General features: G+C 43.7%; 19 protein-coding genes. All 19 read left to right on the top strand.

Annotated elements, in window-relative coordinates; all coding sequences use genetic code 11:
• The first annotated feature begins 6 nt into the window (after window positions 1-6).
• The 19 genes from pgeF (at window position 7) to pyrF (ending at window position 19957) form a co-directional block, all read left to right on the top strand.
• Window positions 7-846, top strand: coding sequence for a peptidoglycan editing factor PgeF (gene pgeF / locus NSS65_RS07775; RefSeq protein ID WP_024426938.1), 840 nt, complete (start codon window positions 7-9; stop codon window positions 844-846).
• A 6-nt stretch (window positions 847-852) separates the two neighbouring features.
• Window positions 853-1542 (top strand): YggS family pyridoxal phosphate-dependent enzyme, encoded by a 690-nt coding sequence (locus tag NSS65_RS07780; protein WP_041118124.1) that lies wholly within the window; start codon window positions 853-855, stop codon window positions 1540-1542.
• A 1-nt stretch (window position 1543) separates the two neighbouring features.
• A complete protein-coding gene (gene sepF / locus NSS65_RS07785; RefSeq protein ID WP_065214329.1) occupies window positions 1544-2002 on the top strand; it encodes a cell division protein SepF in 459 nt (152 codons plus the stop codon).
• A gap of 6 nt (window positions 2003-2008) precedes the next feature.
• On the top strand, window positions 2009-2290 hold the full coding sequence (locus tag NSS65_RS07790) for a YggT family protein (RefSeq protein ID WP_024424240.1): 282 nt from the start codon (window positions 2009-2011) through the stop codon (window positions 2288-2290).
• A 53-nt stretch (window positions 2291-2343) separates the two neighbouring features.
• Window positions 2344-3120: an RNA-binding protein gene (locus tag NSS65_RS07795; protein ID WP_024424239.1), complete on the top strand. Its 777-nt coding sequence runs from the start codon at window positions 2344-2346 to the stop codon at window positions 3118-3120.
• A gap of 26 nt (window positions 3121-3146) precedes the next feature.
• Complete coding sequence (locus NSS65_RS07800) at window positions 3147-3641, top strand: DivIVA domain-containing protein (RefSeq protein WP_008344947.1); 495 nt, start codon at window positions 3147-3149, stop codon at window positions 3639-3641.
• 355 nt (window positions 3642-3996) lie between these two features.
• Complete coding sequence (gene ileS, locus NSS65_RS07805) at window positions 3997-6762, top strand: isoleucine--tRNA ligase (RefSeq protein WP_046310879.1); 2766 nt, start codon at window positions 3997-3999, stop codon at window positions 6760-6762.
• A 160-nt stretch (window positions 6763-6922) separates the two neighbouring features.
• A complete protein-coding gene (locus NSS65_RS07810; RefSeq protein ID WP_024424237.1) occupies window positions 6923-7297 on the top strand; it encodes a hypothetical protein in 375 nt (124 codons plus the stop codon).
• 94 nt (window positions 7298-7391) lie between these two features.
• Window positions 7392-7859: a signal peptidase II gene (gene lspA, locus NSS65_RS07815; protein WP_024424236.1), complete on the top strand. Its 468-nt coding sequence runs from the start codon at window positions 7392-7394 to the stop codon at window positions 7857-7859.
• Window positions 7856-8770, top strand: coding sequence for an RluA family pseudouridine synthase (locus NSS65_RS07820; RefSeq protein WP_024426940.1), 915 nt, complete (start codon window positions 7856-7858; stop codon window positions 8768-8770). The genes lspA and NSS65_RS07820 overlap by 4 nt, the downstream gene beginning before the upstream one ends.
• A 170-nt stretch (window positions 8771-8940) precedes the next feature.
• A complete protein-coding gene (gene pyrR, locus NSS65_RS07825) occupies window positions 8941-9483 on the top strand; it encodes a bifunctional pyr operon transcriptional regulator/uracil phosphoribosyltransferase PyrR (protein WP_024424234.1) in 543 nt (180 codons plus the stop codon).
• Between the two features lie 155 nt (window positions 9484-9638).
• Entirely contained in the window at window positions 9639-10967 is a 1329-nt protein-coding gene (locus NSS65_RS07830) for a solute carrier family 23 protein (RefSeq protein WP_025092549.1), read from the top strand.
• 130 nt (window positions 10968-11097) lie between these two features.
• A complete protein-coding gene (locus tag NSS65_RS07835) occupies window positions 11098-12021 on the top strand; it encodes an aspartate carbamoyltransferase catalytic subunit (protein WP_081124354.1) in 924 nt (307 codons plus the stop codon).
• Window positions 12005-13291, top strand: coding sequence for a dihydroorotase (locus NSS65_RS07840; RefSeq protein WP_061109815.1), 1287 nt, complete (start codon window positions 12005-12007; stop codon window positions 13289-13291). The genes NSS65_RS07835 and NSS65_RS07840 overlap by 17 nt, the downstream gene beginning before the upstream one ends.
• Window positions 13288-14382, top strand: coding sequence for a carbamoyl phosphate synthase small subunit (locus NSS65_RS07845; protein ID WP_024424230.1), 1095 nt, complete (start codon window positions 13288-13290; stop codon window positions 14380-14382). Before NSS65_RS07840 ends, NSS65_RS07845 begins: the two co-directional genes overlap by 4 nt.
• Window positions 14367-17582: a carbamoyl-phosphate synthase (glutamine-hydrolyzing) large subunit gene (gene carB / locus NSS65_RS07850; protein ID WP_070325794.1), complete on the top strand. Its 3216-nt coding sequence runs from the start codon at window positions 14367-14369 to the stop codon at window positions 17580-17582. The genes NSS65_RS07845 and carB overlap by 16 nt, the downstream gene beginning before the upstream one ends.
• Window positions 17579-18355: a dihydroorotate dehydrogenase electron transfer subunit gene (locus tag NSS65_RS07855; RefSeq protein ID WP_061109817.1), complete on the top strand. Its 777-nt coding sequence runs from the start codon at window positions 17579-17581 to the stop codon at window positions 18353-18355. The genes carB and NSS65_RS07855 overlap by 4 nt, the downstream gene beginning before the upstream one ends.
• Window positions 18349-19281: a dihydroorotate dehydrogenase gene (locus tag NSS65_RS07860; protein WP_061109818.1), complete on the top strand. Its 933-nt coding sequence runs from the start codon at window positions 18349-18351 to the stop codon at window positions 19279-19281. Before NSS65_RS07855 ends, NSS65_RS07860 begins: the two co-directional genes overlap by 7 nt.
• Window positions 19253-19957 carry an orotidine-5'-phosphate decarboxylase gene (gene pyrF / locus NSS65_RS07865; RefSeq protein ID WP_061109819.1) on the top strand — a complete coding sequence of 235 codons (705 nt, stop codon included), beginning with the start codon at window positions 19253-19255 and terminating at the stop codon, window positions 19955-19957. Before NSS65_RS07860 ends, pyrF begins: the two co-directional genes overlap by 29 nt.
• The last annotated feature ends 3 nt before the right edge of the window (window positions 19958-19960 follow it).

Genomic DNA, 19960 nt, shown 5'->3' on the forward strand with positions numbered 1-19960 from the left:
GCAGCTTTGACACACAAATATGACCCCTTTCAGCAGAAATCACCATATGCAATGACCATTCATGATTGGACGAACATGACATGTTCTGGAAAAGAGGTATTGGCCGGATTTACGACAAAAAATGGCGGCTTCAGCCTACCTCCATATCAATCATTGAACACTGGACTCCATGTAGGAGATGATGCTTCTAGTGTTCAAATGAATCGTCAAGTCATAGCAGATGCTGCTGCTGTGCCGCTCTCTGATTGGGTGTTTGCAGACCAAACACACGAGGATCGCATCCTGAAAGTCACCAAGGAGCAAAGAGGAAGAGGAAGTCTTCATTATCATGAGGCACTGCCTGGTACAGACGGTTTATATACCTCTGAGACGAACATGATGCTCGCTCTTTGTTTCGCTGATTGTGTTCCGCTTTATTTTCTAGCTCCGCAAAACGGATTAATTGGAACGGCTCATGCCGGCTGGAAAGGAACCGTCAAGCAAATTGGTGCAAAGATGGTTGATGAATGGGTCCGCCAAGAAGGTGCCAAGGCCGATCATATTCAAGTCGTCATTGGACCATCCATTGGCAGCTGCTGCTACATAGTCGATGACGCAGTCATGGATCAAGTGAAACAGCTTCCTTTTTCAACAGAGGATGTGTATTCCGAGATTTCACAAGGACAATATAAAATTGATTTGAAAACATTAAACAAAAACGTATTGCTTCATGCAGGAATAAAAGAAGAAAACATACATGTCAGTTCGATGTGCACAAGCTGCAATGATCAGCTATTCTTCTCACACCGGCGTGATCAAGGCAAAACAGGACGTATGATGTCTTTTGTCGGGTTTAAGGAGGCATAAGTGCAATTGAATGTACGAGAGAATCTCAGACAAATAAATGAACAAATAAACGAAGCATGTAAAAGAGCCGGTAGACATCCAGCAGATGTATCGGTCGTTGCTGTGACAAAGTATGTTTCAATTGAACGAGCACAAGAAGCCAAAGAAGCAGGAATTATGCATTTTGGTGAAAATCGTGACCAAGGGTTACTTGAAAAGCAGGCGGCCATAACCGATGAAAACATTAGCTGGCACTTCATCGGCAGTTTACAAACACGTAAAGTGAAATCTGTCATTCAGACAATTGACTACTTACATTCGCTCGACAGGATGTCTCTTGCGAATGAAATTGAAAAAAGAGCGGATCACACAGTTCGCTGTTTTGTACAAGTGAACACGTCACTTGAGGAGTCAAAACACGGCTTGAAAAGTGAAGACGTCATTCCGTTTGTGAAGCAGCTCGCTGATTTCAAACAGATTGAAATTGCTGGACTGATGACGATGGCTCCATTTACAGATGATCACACTGTGATTCGAAACTGTTTTAAAACATTAAAAAACCTTCGAGAAGAAGTAAAACATCTTAACCAAGTAAATGCACCTTGTCAGCATTTATCGATGGGCATGTCAAATGATTTTGAAATCGCAATTGAAGAAGGTGCGACATTCGTTCGGATTGGCTCTTCACTTGTTGGAAATGAAACAGGAGGTGCGTGACATGAGCATAAAAAATAAGTTTAAAAGCTTTTTCACTCTCGACGATGAAGAGTATGAGTACGAATATATTGATGAAGAAAGAGAACCCGTTCATGAAGAAAAAGGAACGAAGGACAAAGCAGCATTTCAAGATCGTCCGCAGACAGGAAAACAAAATGTTGTCAGCTTGCAAAGCGTGCAAAAATCCTCTAAAGTGGTGTTAAGTGAGCCGCGTGTTTATGCAGAAGCGCAGGAGATTGCAGACCATATTAAAAACAGACGTGCAGTCGTCGTGAATTTGCAGCGCATTCAGCATGATCAAGCAAAGCGAATCATTGACTTCTTAAGCGGAACCGTTTATGCAATCGGTGGAGACATCCAGCGTATTGGCTCGAATATATTCCTCTGCACACCTGATAATGTAGATGTATCTGGTACAATATCAGAGCTATTGACAGAGGAAGAACCTCAGAGGTGGTAAATCATAGTGATTCTAAATTTCATTTTTAATATTTTAGGAACGGTATTAACGATTTACTCATTCGCGATTATTATTTACATCTTTATGTCATGGGTGCCATCTGCAAGAGAAACTGTGTTTGGCCGTTTTCTGACAAATATTTGCGAACCGTATTTAGAACCATTTCGTAAAATTATTCCGCCAATCGGCATGATTGACATCTCGCCGATTGTGGCATTGCTTGTGATTCGTTTTGCATCATCATATGGACTAACTGGTCTTTACAATATGATTGTGCGCTTCATGTAAACAGGCTGCCGGGCTTGGCACTGCCAGGCTCTTTTACATAAGAGGGGAACAAAATGAGCGATATCTATCAGCATTTTAGAAAAGACGAACAGCCATTTGTTGACCAAGTGTTAGGCTGGAAAAAAATCGCACTCGACCAATATCGAATGAAATTAACAGATTTTCTTGATCCGCGTGAGCAATTTATTACTGAATCCGTCATCCAGCATGGCGAAGAACTTGGGATCATGTTTTTTGGCGGGTATGAGGGAGCGGAGCGCAAAAGAGCTCTCATTTATCCTGATTATTTAGAACCTTCTATTCAAGATGTTGAGCTGTCATATTTTCAGGTGAACTATGCGAAAAAGTTTATTTCCTTAGAACACCCGAAGCTTCTCGGCTCATTGATTGGGACAGGCTTGAAGCGTCAAAAATTCGGAGATCTATTATTTTCAGAGGAAGATGTGCAATTTATTTGTACAAGTGATGTCGCCGATTTTGTGCGGGCGCAGCTGACACATGTCGGCAGAGCAGCCGTTTCATTAGAGGAAATCACGCAGGCAGAAATAAAGCCAGTGATCACGAAGACTGATATCAAAGAAGATACCATTTCTTCACTTCGGCTGGATGCTGTATGCGCTGCTGTCAGCCGTCAGTCTCGGCAAAAAGCACAGCTTTTAGTTAAAAATGGGCTTGTCAAAGTCAATTGGAAAGTCACTGAGGACCCTTCCTTTACAATCGGTGAAGGCGATCAGCTCTCTGTTCGGGGATTTGGCCGCTTTAGCCTCAAAACGATTGATGGGAAGACCAAAAAAGATAAATTCAAAGTAACATTTGAGCTTCTGACATAACGAACTTGAATCTGGAGGTGGCGAGGTTGCCATTAACACCTAATGATATTCATAATAAAACGTTCACAAAAAGCTTTCGCGGCTATGACGAAGACGAAGTAAACGAGTTTTTAAGCCAAGTACGTAAAGACTACGAGATCGTACTTCGTAAAAAGAACGAGCTTGAAGACAAAGTAAACGAGCTTGACGAAAGACTAGGTCATTTTGCAACAATTGAAGAGACATTAAACAAATCGATTCTTGTGGCGCAGGAAGCAGCGGAAGACGTAAAGCGTCATTCTGATAAAGAAGCAAAATTGATTATTCGTGAAGCAGAGAAAAATGCAGACCGTATTATCAACGAAGCGCTGTCAAAATCAAGAAAGATTGCAATGGAAATCGAAGAGCTGAAGAAACAGTCGAAGGTCTTTAGAACTCGCTTCCAAATGCTCATCGAAGCGCAGCTTGATCTTCTGAAAAATGACGATTGGGATCATTTACTGGAATATGAAGTAGACGCTGTCTTTGACGAAAAAGAATAAGCGCATCATCTTGACATGACGTGCTCATGTTGCATATAATACCATCATAAATTAACAAGAGATAAACGTTTGAAAGGGACACTCGCAGCTGTCACATGCGTAATAAAGCGAATCAGGGATGGTGGAAGCCTGACATTACGAGACGCTGCAATGAGATCACCCCTTTAGTTCCTTTTCTGAAAAAACCAGTAAGAAAAGGCGTCTGATCACGTTACGATTTTTGAGTGGATAAGCGGCTCTTTCATATCGCTTGTCTAAAAGGGTGGTACCGCGAGACAAGCCTTCTCGTCCCTTATGGGATGAGAGGGCTTTTTTTATTGTTTTTTAATCAGAATTTGCATGTGGAGGAATGGGTATGAACTACAAAGACACCTTATTAATGCCGAAAACAGAATTCCCGATGAGAGGGAACTTGCCGAACAAAGAGCCTGAAATCCAAGAGGAATGGGCAGAGAAAGACATCTATCAAATGGTTTTAGAGCGGACTAAAGGACGCCCGACGTTTATTTTGCATGATGGACCTCCATATGCGAATGGTGACATTCATATGGGGCACGCACTCAATAAAATCTTAAAAGATTTTATCGTCCGTTTTAAATCAATGAACGGGTACCATGCACCGTACGTACCGGGCTGGGATACACACGGGTTGCCAATTGAAACAGCTCTCACTAAAAATAAAAAAGTCAAACGCAAAGAAATGTCTACAGCAGAATTCCGCAAACTATGCGAGGAGTATGCTTGGAAGCAAATTGAAGGTCAGCGCAGCCAGTTTAAGCGATTAGGCGTCAGAGCAGACTGGGACAATCCATATGTCACATTAAAGCCTGAATACGAAGCGCAGCAAATTCTTGTCTTTGGTGAAATGGCGAAGAGAGGCTATATCTATAAAGGATTAAAGCCTGTTAACTGGTCTCCTTCAAGTGAATCAGCCCTCGCTGAAGCGGAAATTGAATATAAAGACAAACGTTCACCATCGATTTACGTTTCGTTTAAAGTAAAAGATGGCAAAGGCGTTCTTGAAAACGGCGAACAATTCATTATCTGGACAACAACACCTTGGACGCTTCCTGCAAACCTTGGCATTTGTGTTCATCCAAACTTAGAGTACAGTGTTCTTCAAGTAGGTGCTGAGCGATATGTTGTCGCATCTGAGCTCGTTGAACAAGTGGCAAAAACGCTTGGCTTTGAAGAGTATGAAGTCGTGAAAACATTAAAAGGAAAAGAATTAGATAACGTCGTTGCAGAGCATCCGATTTATGGTAGAGATTCCCTTGTGATGCTTGGCGACCACGTGACAACTGATGCGGGAACTGGCTGTGTTCACACAGCACCAGGCCACGGGGAAGATGACTTTATTGTCGGTATGAAATACGGTCTTGATGTGCTCTGTCCAGTAGATGAAAAAGGTGTGATGACAGATGAGGCGCCTGGTTTTGAAGGACTATTCTACGAGGATGCCAATAAAGCCATCACAGAACAGCTTGAAGCAAAAGGTGCGCTGAAAAAGCTCGACTTTATCACGCACTCCTACCCGCATGACTGGAGAACGAAAAAACCAACGATTTATCGTGCGACAGCTCAGTGGTTTGCATCCATTAAAGATTTTAGAGAAGCGTTATTAGACAATATTAAAGAAACGAAATGGGTTCCAGCATGGGGAGAAACACGCCTGTTCAATATGGTGCGTGACAGAGGTGACTGGTGTATTTCAAGACAGCGTGTATGGGGCGTTCCAATTCCAGTCTTTTATGCGGAAAATGGTGAGCCGATCATCACGGACGAAACCATTCAGCATGTATCTCAATTATTTAGAGAGCATGGCTCGAATATTTGGTTTGAAAAAGAAGCAAAAGAGCTATTGCCAGAAGGCTTTACACATCCAGGCAGCCCGAATGGTGAATTCACAAAAGAGCAGGACATCATGGATGTATGGTTTGATTCCGGGTCTTCTCACCAAGCTGTTTTAGAAGAAAGGGATGACCTAGTCCGTCCGGCAGATCTTTATCTTGAAGGCTCTGATCAATATCGCGGCTGGTTTAACTCCTCTTTATCAACAGCAGTTGCTGTTACTGGAAAAGCACCATATAAAGGGGTCCTAAGCCACGGCTTTACGCTTGATAAAGAAGGACGTAAGATGAGTAAATCATTAGGCAATACGATTGATCCAACGAAGGTCGCGAAGCAGCTTGGTGCAGAAATTCTTAGACTTTGGGTATCTTCTGTCAACTATCAAGCCGATCATCCAGTGTCTGATGATATTTTGAAACAAGTAGCAGAAGTCTATCGTAAGATCCGTAACACCTTCCGCTTCCTGCATGGAAACTTATTTGACTTTGACCCAGCAGTTAATGCCGTGCCAGTAGAAGAGCTTCGCGAAGTGGATCAATACATCATGATCAAATTAAACAAATTGATTGATAAAGTGAAAAAAGCTTATGATGATTACGAATTTGCGGTCGTCTATCATGCGATTCACAATTTCTGTACGATTGAGCTCAGCTCTTTCTATCTCGATTTTGCAAAGGATGTCGTCTACATTGAGCATGCCGATCATCCAGACCGCCGCAGCATGCAGACGGTCTTCTACGAAACATTAATGGCATTAGTGAAGCTGACTGCACCAATTCTTCCGCATACAGCAGATGAATTATGGAGCCACTTAAGCTTTGTTGAAGAGCCAAGTGTTCAGTTAACAGATATGCCAGAAGGTGTGCTAGTACCTCAAGCTGAAGCGACAGAAACGAAGTTTGACCGCTTTATGGAAGTACGTGACGATGTGCTAAAAGCGCTGGAGATTGCGCGTAACGAGAAAGTCATCGGACGTTCACTTGAAGCAAGTGTGACGCTTTATGCGACGGATGAAGTGAAAAACCTTCTTGCATCCATTAAAGAAGATGTGAAGCAGCTCTTTATCATCTCTGAATTAACGGTAGAAGATGAGCAGCATGCAGATACATCAGCGCCTGAATATACATCAGGACGAATTGTGGTTCAAAAAGCAGAAGGAGAACTGTGCGAGCGTTCCCGCATTATTTCAAAAGACGTTGGGGCAAATCCGAAATACCCAACATTGTCGCTGAAAAATGCTGAAATCGTGGAGAAATATTACCAGAATTAACAGTGCGATATCACAAGCTGGCGCCCCGTCATATGCGGGGCGTTTTCTTTTATGAGAAAATGACAGCGTTTAGAACGAAAGGAAAAATCTTATGGCTTTAAAGTGACCAGTCGGGGCAACAATATGATTATCACGACAGGGCAGGAGTTGAAATAGCGACATGAATGGCGATCTAGAGACGATTTACACGGAACTCCTTCAAATGAAAGAAGAGCTGCAATCTAAACTGTTTGAATACGCATCATTTCGTTCACCCGCTGAGCATGTCACATTGAATGAGGTCAAAACGACCACGCTTCTTTATCACATCAAAGAAGAGCTACAAGATGTGTCTCTCGCTATTGCAAAAATTGAACAAGGAACCTATGGCATATGTGAGGCAACAGGAGATGTAATTCCGCTTGAACAAATGAGCATTCTTCCTACCGCCCGCACGGCTGACGACTTTTTATATCATAAGCAATACGAGAAAAAAGCATTCACTCCTTATCCTTACGAATCGAATGATTCTCATTTTGAAGCCTTCCACATGTAGGGAGGTTTTTGTCTGTCAACTAAAGTTTCTTTACTCCTTCCTGTTTTCTTGATAAAATGCTTAAAGATCAAAGTATGAAGATGGAGGAACGTGTGTGTTCTATTACATAATCGCATTCGTTATCATTTGTTTAGACCAATTAACAAAATGGCTCATTGTCAAAAATATGATGCTCGGTGATTCTGTTCCAGTCATTGATGGATTCTTTTATATCACGTCTCACCGAAATTCAGGAGCCGCATGGGGAATTCTCCAAGGGCAAATGTGGTTTTTCTATGTGATCACACTCGTTGTTATTGCGGGAATTGTTTATTACTTACAAAAACATGGACAAAAGGACAAGCTGCTGGGAGTAGCGCTGGCCTTAATGCTTGGCGGAGCGATCGGCAACTTTATTGACCGTATTTTCCGTCAGGAAGTGGTTGATTTTGCTCATTTCGTATTTGGGGATTATCACTACCCAATCTTTAATATTGCAGATTCTTCTCTTTGTGTAGGGGTTATTCTGCTCTTCATTCAAATGCTGTTAGATGGAAAGAAAAATAAGGAGTCAACTACATGAATCAAGTAAATATTGCCGTTTCAGAAGAACAAACGAGTGAACGGCTAGATAAATTTCTAAGCACGACAGAACCAGAATGGTCAAGAACCCAAGTCCAGCAATGGGTAAAAGATGGGCTGATCGAAGTAAACGGGAAACAAGTAAAGGCCAATTACAAAGTACAAGCTGGGGATCAAATCAAAGTGGAGATTCCAGATCCGGAAGCGCTAGATGTAGAAGCAGAACCAATGGATCTTGATATTTATTATGAGGATGCAGATGTGTTAGTCGTAAATAAACCACGAGGAATGGTCGTTCATCCAGCGCCGGGTCATGTGTCAGGAACACTTGTAAATGGACTGATGGCACATTGCAAAGACTTATCAGGGATTAACGGTGTGATGCGTCCTGGAATTGTCCACCGAATTGATAAAGATACGTCTGGGCTGTTAATGGTCGCGAAAAACGATATGGCACATGAGTCACTCGTCAATCAGCTGGTGGCTAAAACTGTTACAAGAAAGTATACGGCTGTTGTCCACGGTATTATCCAGCATGATACAGGCACAATTGATGCACCAATTGGCAGAGACAAAAAAGACCGTCAAAGCATGACGGTCACAAAAGAAAATGCAAAACAAGCCGTTACTCACTTTGATGTGATTGAACGCTTTAAAGACTTCACGGTTGTCGAATGCCGTCTTGAAACAGGAAGAACACACCAAATTCGTGTTCATATGAAATATATCGGCTACCCTCTTGCAGGAGATCCGAAATATGGGCCGAGAAAAACAGTCGATTTTAATGGACAGCTGCTGCATGCAGGTGTTTTAGGATTTGATCATCCTAGAACAGGAGAATATATCGAGTTTACAGCACCAATTCCAGCTGATATGCAGGCTTTTATCGATTCATTAAGAAATAACGATTGACAGGCCGTGCTTTTTCTGAAATAATAAACAAAGAAATTGAGATTCTTTAAAACAGTCCAGAGAGGCTGAGAAGGATAACGGATCAATTTGTGCACGCGTATGCACAAATGAACGCCCCTCTCTGCCCTTTGCAGAAGGGGCTTTTTATTTGTCAAAAAGAGGTGTAATAGATGGAACAAAAAGCAGTCATTCTTGATGAACAAGCGATCAGACGAGCGCTTACCCGAATTGCACATGAAATGATTGAGCGCAACAAAGGGATGAAGGATGTCATCCTTGCCGGGATCAAGACAAGAGGCATACATCTTGCAAAGCGCCTTGCAGAGCGCATCGAGCAAATTGAAGGGAATCCAGTCACTGTAGGTGAACTTGATATTACGCTATACCGTGATGACCTGACAAAAAAGACAGACAACCAAGACCCGCTTGTAAAGGGTGCAGACATACCAGCTGACATTAATGACAAAACACTTATTGTTGTTGACGATGTCCTGTTTACAGGCAGAACCGTCAGAGCCGCTATGGATGCCCTTGTGGATGTAGGAAGACCATCTTCCATTCAGCTGGCTGTGCTCGTTGACCGGGGACACCGGGAGCTGCCGATTCGAGCGGATTATATCGGGAAAAACATTCCGACTTCAAAAGCAGAGACAGTCATGGTTCAGCTCAATGAAGTAGATCAGAACGACCTTGTCGCTATATATGAAAAATAACCTTTTTAAATGCATTCCAGTGAGTTTGCAAAGAGGGCAATAACAGAGACACCGTGCACACGGCTAACATGACGTGTCTGGTTTATCTAGGCCTCTTTGCGCATACTCGCAAAGAGGCTTTTTTAATGAAAAAGGACACATCTAGGAGGAAAATCATGAGTCAGCAAAAAGCCAATTTAGGCATTCGAGATATCCCAAAACCATTCACATGGCTGTCACTTAGCCTTCAGCATTTGTTTGCGATGTTTGGTGCGACCATTCTTGTACCAAAAATCATTGATATGAGTCCAGCCGTCGCGCTCATCTCAAGCGGTGTGGGAACGATTGTTTACTTAATTATCACAAGAGGACAGATTCCGGCGTATCTTGGATCGTCCTTTGCCTTCATCGCCCCCATACTGAATGTTAAAGCAACGGGCGGCCCTGGAGCCGCAATGGTTGGCGCCTTCATGGCGGGTGTCGCTTATGCACTCATCGCCCTGTTCATTAAATGGCTCGGCACAGGCTGGCTGATGAAGCTTCTGCCGCCGGTTGTCGTAGGACCAGTTATTATGGTCATCGGACTCGGACTCGCTGGAACAGCAGTCAACATGGCGATGTATGTTGATCCGAATGCCACCGAGCTAGTTTACAGCCTCAAGCACTTAATGGTTGCTGGCTTCACACTGGCTGTGACCATTATTAGTATGATTTTCCTAAGAGGATTCCTTAGCTTAATCCCAGTATTAATCGGCATCATCAGCGGCTATCTCTTTGCCTTAACACAAGGCATCGTGAACTTCCAGCCGGTCATTGACGCAAAATGGTTTGCTGTACCAGACTTCGTCGTGCCATTTGTCGACTATACACCTGCTGTGACATTAAGCATTCTCACGGTGATGGTGCCGGTTGCCTTTGTCACAATGTCTGAGCATATCGGCCACCAAGTGGTGTTAAGTAAGGTCGTAGGACAAGATTTTATTAAAAAACCAGGTCTTCACCGCTCCATTTTAGGAGACAGTGCGGCAACGATCTTCGCTTCACTTATTGGCGGACCGCCAACAACAACTTATGGAGAGAACATTGGCGTACTTGCCATCACAAGAGTGTTCAGTATCTTCGTCATCGGCGGAGCAGCGGTGTTTGCGATCTGCTTCGGTTTTGTAGGAAAAATATCAGCATTAATCAGTACAGTGCCGTCCGCGGTGATGGGAGGCGTTTCGTTTCTGCTCTTTGGAATCATTGCTTCAAGCGGCCTGAGAATTCTGATTGATCATAAAGTGAATTTTGAAGAAAAGCGTAATCTCATTATCGCATCAGTCATCCTAGTCATTGGGATTGGCGGGGCATTCATTGAGGTGAAACAAATCAATCTCACCCTATCTGGAATGGCACTTGCTGCGATTACGGGTGTCCTGTTAAATCTGATCCTACCGCATCAAAAAGCAGAAGATGACAACTCAAATGAATCAAATACAGAAAACCTTTTAAAAGAAGTCCAGTGAGGCTGACAAGGGTTCTAAATGGAGCAGAATGCACGAAAGTGCCGCTGCTTCTTTTGGAGAACCCTAAGCTGCCGAGGCTTAGGGTTTTTTTGAACCTGAAAGTGATGAAAAACTAGAGGGGGAAGAAAAAATGAATGATTTATCGACAATGAGCAGCTTATCAAAAGAAGAGATTTTACAGCTGATTGAAGAAGCAGCTGCACTCAAAAAGGGGAAACAAGAACATGGATTAGCCGGAGAATTTGTGGCAAACCTCTTCTTTGAACCAAGCACAAGAACACGTTTTAGCTTCGAAGTAGCCGAGAAGAAACTTGGGATGAATGTCCTGAGCTTAGATGCGGCTAGCACCTCCGTTCAAAAGGGCGAAACACTTTACGATACGGTAAAAACACTCGAATCGATCGGAGTAAAGGCATGTGTGATCAGAGACAGCACCGATGAATATTATAACGAGCTGATTGGGAAGGTTGGAATTCCCATCATCAATGCAGGAGATGGCTGCGGGCAGCATCCAACCCAATCACTGCTTGACCTCATGACCATCTTTGAAGAGTTTGGCGGCTTTGAAGGCTTAACGATTTCGATTCATGGAGACATCAAACATAGCAGGGTGGCAAGATCAAATGCTGAGGTTTTAACGAGGCTGGGAGCGACAGTCCTCTTTTCAGGACCTGCTTCCTTCCAGGATGAACAAAACCCTCACGGAACGTATGCCCAAGTAGATGAAGCCATCGCACAATCTGATGTGGTGATGCTGCTTAGAATCCAGCATGAACGGCACGCTGAAAAAATGGGCAGTGAAGATTACTTATCAACTTATGGATTAACAGTAGACAGAGCAAACAAAATGAAAGAACGCGCGATTATTATGCATCCAGCACCAGTAAACAGAGGTGTTGAAATAGATGATTCATTAGTAGAGTCCAAGCAGTCAAGGATTTTCAAACAAATGGAAAATGGTGTTTATATCCGAATGGCCGTATTAAAAAGAGCTTTTCAAAATAGCACACTACATCAAAAAGGGAGAGATTCTGTCTATGTCATATCTCATTAAAAACGGTTTTATCTTAACAAGCACAGGTGAAAGAGTGCAGCAGGATATTAGGGTAAAAGGAAAAGTGATTCAAGCGATTGGTCACCTAGAAAGAGAAGACGGAGAAGAGGTTATTGATGCAGCAGGGCTATTTGTGTCACCAGGCTTGATCGATCTGCATGTGCATTTAAGAGAGCCGGGCGGAGAGAAAAAGGAAACGATTGAAACAGGCTCTAAAGCAGCCGCAAGAGGCGGATATACGACGATTGCAGCGATGCCGAATACAAGGCCGGTTCCAGATACAAAAGAGCAAATGGAATGGCTGATGAATCGAATCGAAGAGACCTCATCTGTGAGAGTGCTGCCATACGCCTCCATCACAACGAGGCAAATTGGGGAAGAGATGACGGATTTTGCAGCACTAAAAGAAGCAGGTGCCTTTGCTTTTACAGATGACGGTGTCGGCATCCAAACAGCAGGCATGATGTACGAAGCGATGAAACAGGCAGCAAGTCTTGATCAAGCGATTGTGGCGCACTGTGAAGATAACTCGCTCATTTACGGCGGGTGCGTTCATGAAGGAGAATTTTCAAAAGCAAATGGGTTACACGGAATACCGTCCATTTGTGAATCGGTGCATATTGCAAGAGATGTTCTTTTAGCAGAAGCGGCGAACTGTCATTATCATGTATGTCATATCAGTACGAAAGAATCTGTGCGGGTCGTACGCGATGCAAAAAAAGCAGGCATCCGTGTGACGGCTGAGGTGTCACCGCATCACCTGCTGTTGTGTGATACGGACATTCCAGGTCTTGATACAAATTATAAAATGAACCCGCCGCTCAGAGGAAAAGAAGATCGCGAGGCATTGATCGAGGGACTGTTAGATGGAACGATTGATTTCATCGCAACAGACCATGCGCCGCATACAGAAGAAGAAAAGAACGAAACCATGCAGCGTGCCCCGTTTGGAATTGTGGGACTTGAAACAGCGTTCCCGCTTCTGTATACACGATTTGTCAAAACAGGCGAATGGACATTAAAAGAACTCGTTGATTATATGACAATCAAACCAGCAGAAGCATTTTCCCTTCCATACGGAAAGCTTGAAGAAGGGCACATAGCTGATATCACACTTATTGATTTAAACAAAGAAATGGCAATCGATAAAACAAGCTTCTTATCTAAAGGGCAAAATACACCGTTTGACAAATTGACTGTATCAGGATGGCCGGTCATGACACTTGCATCTGGGAAAGTCGTTTATGAAGAGGGGAGACTAGTAAAATGAAGAGACGTTTAGTGCTAGAAAACGGAACAGTATTTGAAGGAACAGGCTTTGGCAGCTTAGAACCATCAGTCGGAGAAGTCGTCTTTAATACAGGGATGACGGGCTATCAAGAAATTTTATCTGATCCATCATACTGCGGACAAATTGTCACACTGACTTACCCGCTTATCGGCAACTATGGCATTAACCGTGATGATTTTGAATCGATCACACCGTTTGTGAAAGGGCTGATTGTGAAAGAGCTTTGTGAAAAGCCCTCAAACTGGCGCTCTTCATATTCACTCGATGAATATTTAAAAATGAAAAACATTCCGGGGCTGAGCGGAATCGATACACGGAAGCTGACTCGAATGATTCGAAGTGCAGGCACTTTAAGAGGGGCATTTGCAGGACCTGATGAACAAGTAGAAGACGTTGTCCGCCGCCTTCAAACATTGCAGCTGCCAACAGATCAAGTGAGTCAAGTATCTGTGAAAAATGCGTACCCAAGCCCAGGCAGAGGAAAAAGAATTGTCCTTGTCGATTTCGGCATGAAGCACGGTATTTTGCGCGAGCTCAATAAACGTGACTGCGACGTCATTGTGGTGCCATACAATATCACTGCAGATGAAGTGCTGCAGCTAAAGCCTGATGGCATCATGCTTTCAAACGGACCTGGAGATCCCGTGGATGTACCGGAAGCCGTTGAGATGATTCAGCAATTGATTGGAAAGGTGCCGCTCTTTGGAATTTGCCTCGGACATCAATTATTTGCTCTAGCGTGTGGTGCAAGCACAGAAAAAATGAAATTTGGCCACAGAGGATCAAACCATCCGGTGAAAGAACTAGCAACTGGCAAGGTGACACTGACGTCTCAAAACCACGGCTACACGGTTAGCAGTATTAACGAAGACGTGCTCGAAGTCACACATATTGCCCTAAACGACAATACGATTGAAGGATTAAAACATAAAGAAGCACCAGCATTCACTGTTCAGTACCACCCAGAAGCATCACCGGGTCCAGAAGATGCAAACTACTTATTTGACCAGTTCATGGAAATGATTCATACGACTGAGAAAGAAGGGGAAGAAGTATGCCAAAACGCGTAGACATCAAAAAGATTTTAGTAATCGGATCAGGTCCTATCATCATCGGTCAGGCAGCGGAGTTTGACTATGCAGGCACACAGGCTTGCTTAGCGCTAAAAGAAGAGGGCTATGAAGTCGTTCTTGTCAACTCTAACCCTGCAACCATCATGACAGATACAGAAATGGCTGATAAGGTATACATCGAACCACTGACACCAGAATTTTTAACACGAATCATTCGAAAAGAACGCCCTGATGCAATCTTACCAACGCTTGGCGGGCAAACTGGATTAAACCTTGCAGTTGAATTATCAGAGCTTGGCGTATTAGCTGAATGCGGCGTTGAAGTACTCGGTACAAAGCTGTCAGCCATCCAAAAAGCAGAGGATAGAGATTTATTCCGTAATTTAATGAATGAACTAAATGAGCCAGTACCAGAAAGTGAAATCATTCATAACCTTGAAGAAGCGATGGCGTTCACGGATCAAATCGGTTTCCCTGTCATTGTCAGACCAGCCTATACATTAGGCGGAACGGGCGGCGGTATTTGTACAAACGAGCAAGAACTGAAGGAAATCGTTGAAAACGGTCTGAAGCTTAGCCCAGTCACACAATGCTTACTTGAAAAAAGCATTGCCGGCTTTAAAGAAATTGAATATGAAGTCATGCGAGACAGCGGTGACCATGCAATCGTTGTTTGTAACATGGAAAACTTTGACCCTGTCGGCATCCATACAGGTGACAGTATTGTTGTAGCACCAAGCCAAACGTTAAGTGACCGAGAATATCAGCTGCTTCGAAATGTGTCGCTTAAGCTGATCCGTGCACTTGGCATTGAAGGCGGCTGTAATGTTCAGCTGGCACTTGATCCAAACAGCTTTCAATACTATATCATCGAAGTAAACCCGCGTGTGAGCCGTTCCTCTGCGCTTGCGTCAAAAGCAACAGGCTATCCAATTGCCAAATTGGCAGCGAAAATTGCTGTCGGCTTAACGCTTGATGAAATGATGAACCCAGTCACAGGTAAAACCTATGCAGCCTTCGAGCCGGCACTTGACTATATCGTTTCTAAAATACCGCGCTGGCCGTTCGATAAATTTGAATCTGCCAACAGACGTCTTGGTACGCAAATGAAGGCAACTGGTGAAGTCATGGCGATCGGCCGTACATTAGAAGAGTCTCTTCTAAAGGCAGTACGTTCACTTGAAGCCGATGTGCATCACATTGAATTAAAAGATGAAGCAGACATCACAAATGAAGTGCTTGAAAAGCGGATTATCAAAGCGGGAGACGAACGATTATTTTATATCGCTGAGGCACTTAGAAGAGGCTATACAGTCGAACAAATACATGAATTCTCAAAAATTGATTACTTCTTCCTTCATAAGCTGGAAGGCATTATCGTCTTTGAGAAGACATTAAAAGAAAACAAAGGCAATACAGACGTATTAAAAGAAGCAAAAGAAAAAGGCTTCTCAGATATCTACATTAGCCGCGAGTGGAATATGAACGAAGCGGATGTCTACAAGCTAAGACAAGAAGCAGGCATTGTACCTGTATACAAAATGGTGGATACATGTGCAGCAGAATTTGAATCAGAGACACCATATTTCTACAGCACGTATGAAGATGAAAATGAATCAGAACGGACTGACAAGAAAAGCGTCATCGTATTAGGTTCAGGTCCTATCCGAATTGGACAAGGAGTTGAATTTGATTATGCGACCGTTCACTCTGTGTGGGCAATTAAACAAGCAGGCTATGAAGCGATCATTATTAACAACAACCCTGAAACGGTCTCAACAGACTTTAGTATTTCAGATAAGCTTTACTTTGAACCACTCACTGTAGAAGATGTCATGCACATCATCGACCTTGAACAGCCTGAAGGAGTCGTTGTTCAGTTCGGCGGACAAACGGCGATCAACCTAGCAGACGAATTATCAAATAGAGGGGTTGAAATTCTTGGAACTTCTCTAGAAGACCTAGACCGCGCAGAAAACCGGGACAAGTTTGAACAAACGTTAGAAACACTCGGTGTGCCGCAGCCTAAAGGGAAAACAGCAACGTCTGTGCCTGAAGCTGTAGCGATTGCCAATCAAATCGGCTACCCAGTCCTTGTCCGTCCTTCCTATGTATTAGGCGGCCGCGCGATGGAAATTGTGTATCAAGAAGCTGAGCTTCTTCACTACATGGAGAATGCAGTGAAGGTCAACCCGCAGCATCCGGTGTTAATTGACAAGTATTTGACAGGAAAAGAAATTGAAGTAGATGCCGTGTCTGATGGAGAAACTGTCGTGATCCCAGGCATTATGGAACACATTGAAAGAGCCGGAGTTCACTCTGGTGACTCGATTGCGGTCTATCCGCCGCAAACATTGTCTGAGGACATCAAAGCGAAGATCGCAGAATACACGATCAAGCTTGCCAAAGGACTCAACATTATTGGGCTTTTGAACATACAATTTGTCCTATCAAAAGGTGAAGTGTATGTACTTGAAGTGAACCCGAGATCAAGCCGGACGGTTCCTTTCTTAAGTAAAATTACAGGCATCCCGATGGCAAACCTTGCGACAAAAGTCATCTTGGGGGACAAGCTCAAAAATTATGGCTACGAAGAAGGGCTTCACACAGAGCAAGAAGGAGTGTACGTCAAAGTTCCAGTCTTCTCTTTTGCAAAATTAAGAAGAGTGGATATTACACTCGGGCCTGAAATGAAATCAACAGGTGAAGTCATGGGGAAAGATGTCACGATCGAAAAAGCCTTATATAAAGGATTGATTGCATCAGGCATTCAAATTCCTAAAGACGGAGCAGTTCTTCTGACAGTGGCTGATAAGGATAAAGAAGAAGGACTTGAGATCGCAAGAAGATTCCATTCGATCGGCTATCATATTTTAGCAACAGAAGGAACGGCGAATTACTTAAAACAAGCAAACATTCCATCAAGTGTGGTCGGCAAAATTGGAGAAGAAGGCAAAAATCTTCTCGATGTCATTCGAAACGGGGAAGCCCAATTCGTGATCAACACATTAACAAAAGGAAAACAGCCGGCAAGAGACGGCTTTAGAATTAGACGTGAATCTGTTGAAAACGGAGTGGCCTGCTTAACGTCCCTAGACACAGCAGAAGCCATTTTACGAGTGCTTGAGAGCATGACATTTAGAGCGGATGAAATGCCAGAAGTGAAAACGAATGCTGAGGTGACAGTAACGATATGAAAAAAGCATACTTGACGGTCGTCTCGAACCGAGAGATCGCTGATCATATTTACGAAATGACATTAAAAGGTGACCTTGTGGACTCCTTTCAAACGGCTGGACAATTTCTTCATCTAAAGGTCAGTGAATCCATGACACCGCTGCTGAGAAGACCGATCAGTATTGCCAACATTCATGCCGAGCAAAAAGAAGCAACCATCATTTACCGCGCAGAGGGAGAGGGCACAAAGCTCCTCTCTCAAAAGCGGGAGGGAGAAACAGTTGATGTATTAGGGCCGCTTGGAAACGGGTATGATCCTTCAGTCGTCAAGCCCGGAGAGACGGCATTACTAGTCGGCGGCGGAATTGGCGTACCGCCTCTATATGAGCTGTCCAAGCGTTTAACGAAAAAAGGCGTCATCGTAAAGCATGTCCTCGGCTTTCAATCGAAAAAGGATGTATTTTACGAGGAGAAATTTCAAGCACTCGGCGATACGTTTATTGCAACGGTTGATGGCACATATGGTGCTAAAGGCTTTGTAACAGATGTGATAAAAGAGCAAAACCTGAGCTTTGATGTGCTGCTCTCCTGCGGTCCAACACCTATGCTAAAAGCGCTGAAAGACACGTATCCTGATAAGCCCGTCTACATTTCGATGGAAGAACGAATGGGCTGCGGGATTGGTGCCTGCTTTGCATGTGTCTGTCATACCGATCAGCTCGACAAACCTTACGTCAAAGTCTGTCTTGATGGACCTGTTTTTAAAGCAGAGGAGGTGGCATTGTCATGCTAAACGTTGAGTTACCGGGATTATCTTTAAAGAATCCAATTATCCCTGCATCAGGCTGCTTTGGATTTGGGAGAGAATTTTCATCCTTATATGACCTATCATTACTGGGCGGTATCATGATCAAAGCCACAACCCTTGAACCGAGATTTGGCAATCCGACACCAAGGGTAGCCGAGACAGGGGCTGGTATGCTCAATGCAATCGGACTTCAAAACCCAGGTCTAAAAGGCGTACTTGAAAATGAGCTGCCTTGGCTTGAGCAGTTTGATACGCCTATTATTGCGAATGTTGCTGGCTCACAGGTTGAAGATTATGTTGAAGTAGCCAAGCAAATCAGCCAAGCCAAAAATGTTCATGCCCTTGAACTGAATATTTCTTGCCCAAATGTTAAAACTGGCGGAATCGCCTTTGGTACAGATCCAAATATGGCAGCATCATTGACAAAAGCAGTCAAGGAAGTCTCTTCTGTACCTGTCTATGTCAAGCTGTCACCTAACGTAGCCAATATTGTAGAGATTGCTCAAGCGATTGAAGCTGCTGGAGCGGATGGACTCACCATGATTAACACATTAATCGGGATGCGTTTAGATTTAAAAACGGGGAACCCCATCCTTGCCAATAAAACAGGCGGATTATCAGGACCAGCTGTCAAACCTGTCGCTGTGCGCATGGTGCATGAGGTGAGTCAAGCGGTTTCTATTCCGATTATCGGGATGGGCGGAGTGCAAAGTGCTGAAGATGTACTTGAATTTTTACTAGCAGGAGCAAGTGCAGTAGCTGTCGGTACAGCCAATTTTGTGAATCCATTTATTTGCCCGGAAATCATTGAAGAGCTGCCAAATGTGTTAGCAGCATATGGTTATTCATCTGTAGAGGAATGTATCGGAAGGAGCTGGAAACATGAAGCACTTGCCCATCATCGCGCTTGATTTTCCATCAGGGCAGGAGGCGCTTGCCTTTTTAGATCCCTTTGAAGGGATACCATTATTTGTGAAGGTCGGCATGGAGCTGTTTTACCAAGAAGGACCTGCCATCCTTGATGAGCTGAAAGAAAAAAATTGCCGCATTTTTCTCGATTTAAAATTACATGACATTCCAACAACGGTGCAAAAAGCGATGAACCGGCTTGCCGCACTTGGCGTTGATTTGGTCAATGTGCATGCTGCTGGCGGGAAACGAATGATGCAGGCTGCATTAGAGGGACTTGAAAGCGGGACTCCTGCTGGACAAAGCCGCCCAGGCATTATTGCAGTGACCCAGCTGACTAGTACGTCAGAAGACATGATGAGAAAAGAATTACTCATTGACCGTCCGCTGCAAGAGACTGTTATCCGGTACGGACAATTAGCATATGAAAGTGGGCTGGACGGGGTTGTTTGCTCTGTTCATGAATCTAAAGCACTTCATGAGCATATATCACCCTCTTTTCTCACTGTAACGCCAGGAATTCGCTTACCGAATGATCAAACCGACGACCAACAGCGTGTGGCGACACCTGCCTATGCAAAAGAGCAAGGTGTTTCACAAATCGTTGTCGGAAGATCAATCACAAAAGCGGATAAACCAATAGAAGCCTATCATCAAATTTTGAAAGAGTGGGAGTGACTG

Source organism: Bacillus sp. FSL K6-1006, from assembly GCF_038593175.1.
GTDB classification, from domain to species: Bacteria; Bacillota; Bacilli; order Bacillales; family Bacillaceae; genus Bacillus; species Bacillus safensis.

Excerpts from the sequence above, each read along its gene's own strand:
- NSS65_RS07830 (WP_025092549.1), top strand. The coding sequence starts at position 9,639 with ATGAGTCAGCAAAAAGCCAATTTAGGCATTCGAGATATCCCAAAACCA.
- pyrR (WP_024424234.1), top strand. The coding sequence starts at position 8,941 with ATGGAACAAAAAGCAGTCATTCTTGATGAACAAGCGATCAGACGAGCG.
- pyrF (WP_061109819.1), top strand. The coding sequence starts at position 19,253 with ATGAAGCACTTGCCCATCATCGCGCTTGATTTTCCATCAGGGCAGGAG.
- NSS65_RS07795 (WP_024424239.1), top strand. The coding sequence starts at position 2,344 with ATGAGCGATATCTATCAGCATTTTAGAAAAGACGAACAGCCATTTGTT.
- NSS65_RS07860 (WP_061109818.1), top strand. The coding sequence starts at position 18,349 with ATGCTAAACGTTGAGTTACCGGGATTATCTTTAAAGAATCCAATTATC.
- ileS (WP_046310879.1), top strand. The coding sequence starts at position 3,997 with ATGAACTACAAAGACACCTTATTAATGCCGAAAACAGAATTCCCGATG.
- NSS65_RS07855 (WP_061109817.1), top strand. The coding sequence starts at position 17,579 with ATGAAAAAAGCATACTTGACGGTCGTCTCGAACCGAGAGATCGCTGAT.
- NSS65_RS07810 (WP_024424237.1), top strand. The coding sequence starts at position 6,923 with ATGAATGGCGATCTAGAGACGATTTACACGGAACTCCTTCAAATGAAA.
- sepF (WP_065214329.1), top strand. The coding sequence starts at position 1,544 with ATGAGCATAAAAAATAAGTTTAAAAGCTTTTTCACTCTCGACGATGAA.
- NSS65_RS07840 (WP_061109815.1), top strand. The coding sequence starts at position 12,005 with ATGTCATATCTCATTAAAAACGGTTTTATCTTAACAAGCACAGGTGAA.
- NSS65_RS07845 (WP_024424230.1), top strand. The coding sequence starts at position 13,288 with ATGAAGAGACGTTTAGTGCTAGAAAACGGAACAGTATTTGAAGGAACA.
- NSS65_RS07820 (WP_024426940.1), top strand. The coding sequence starts at position 7,856 with ATGAATCAAGTAAATATTGCCGTTTCAGAAGAACAAACGAGTGAACGG.
- carB (WP_070325794.1), top strand. The coding sequence starts at position 14,367 with ATGCCAAAACGCGTAGACATCAAAAAGATTTTAGTAATCGGATCAGGT.
- NSS65_RS07835 (WP_081124354.1), top strand. The coding sequence starts at position 11,098 with ATGAATGATTTATCGACAATGAGCAGCTTATCAAAAGAAGAGATTTTA.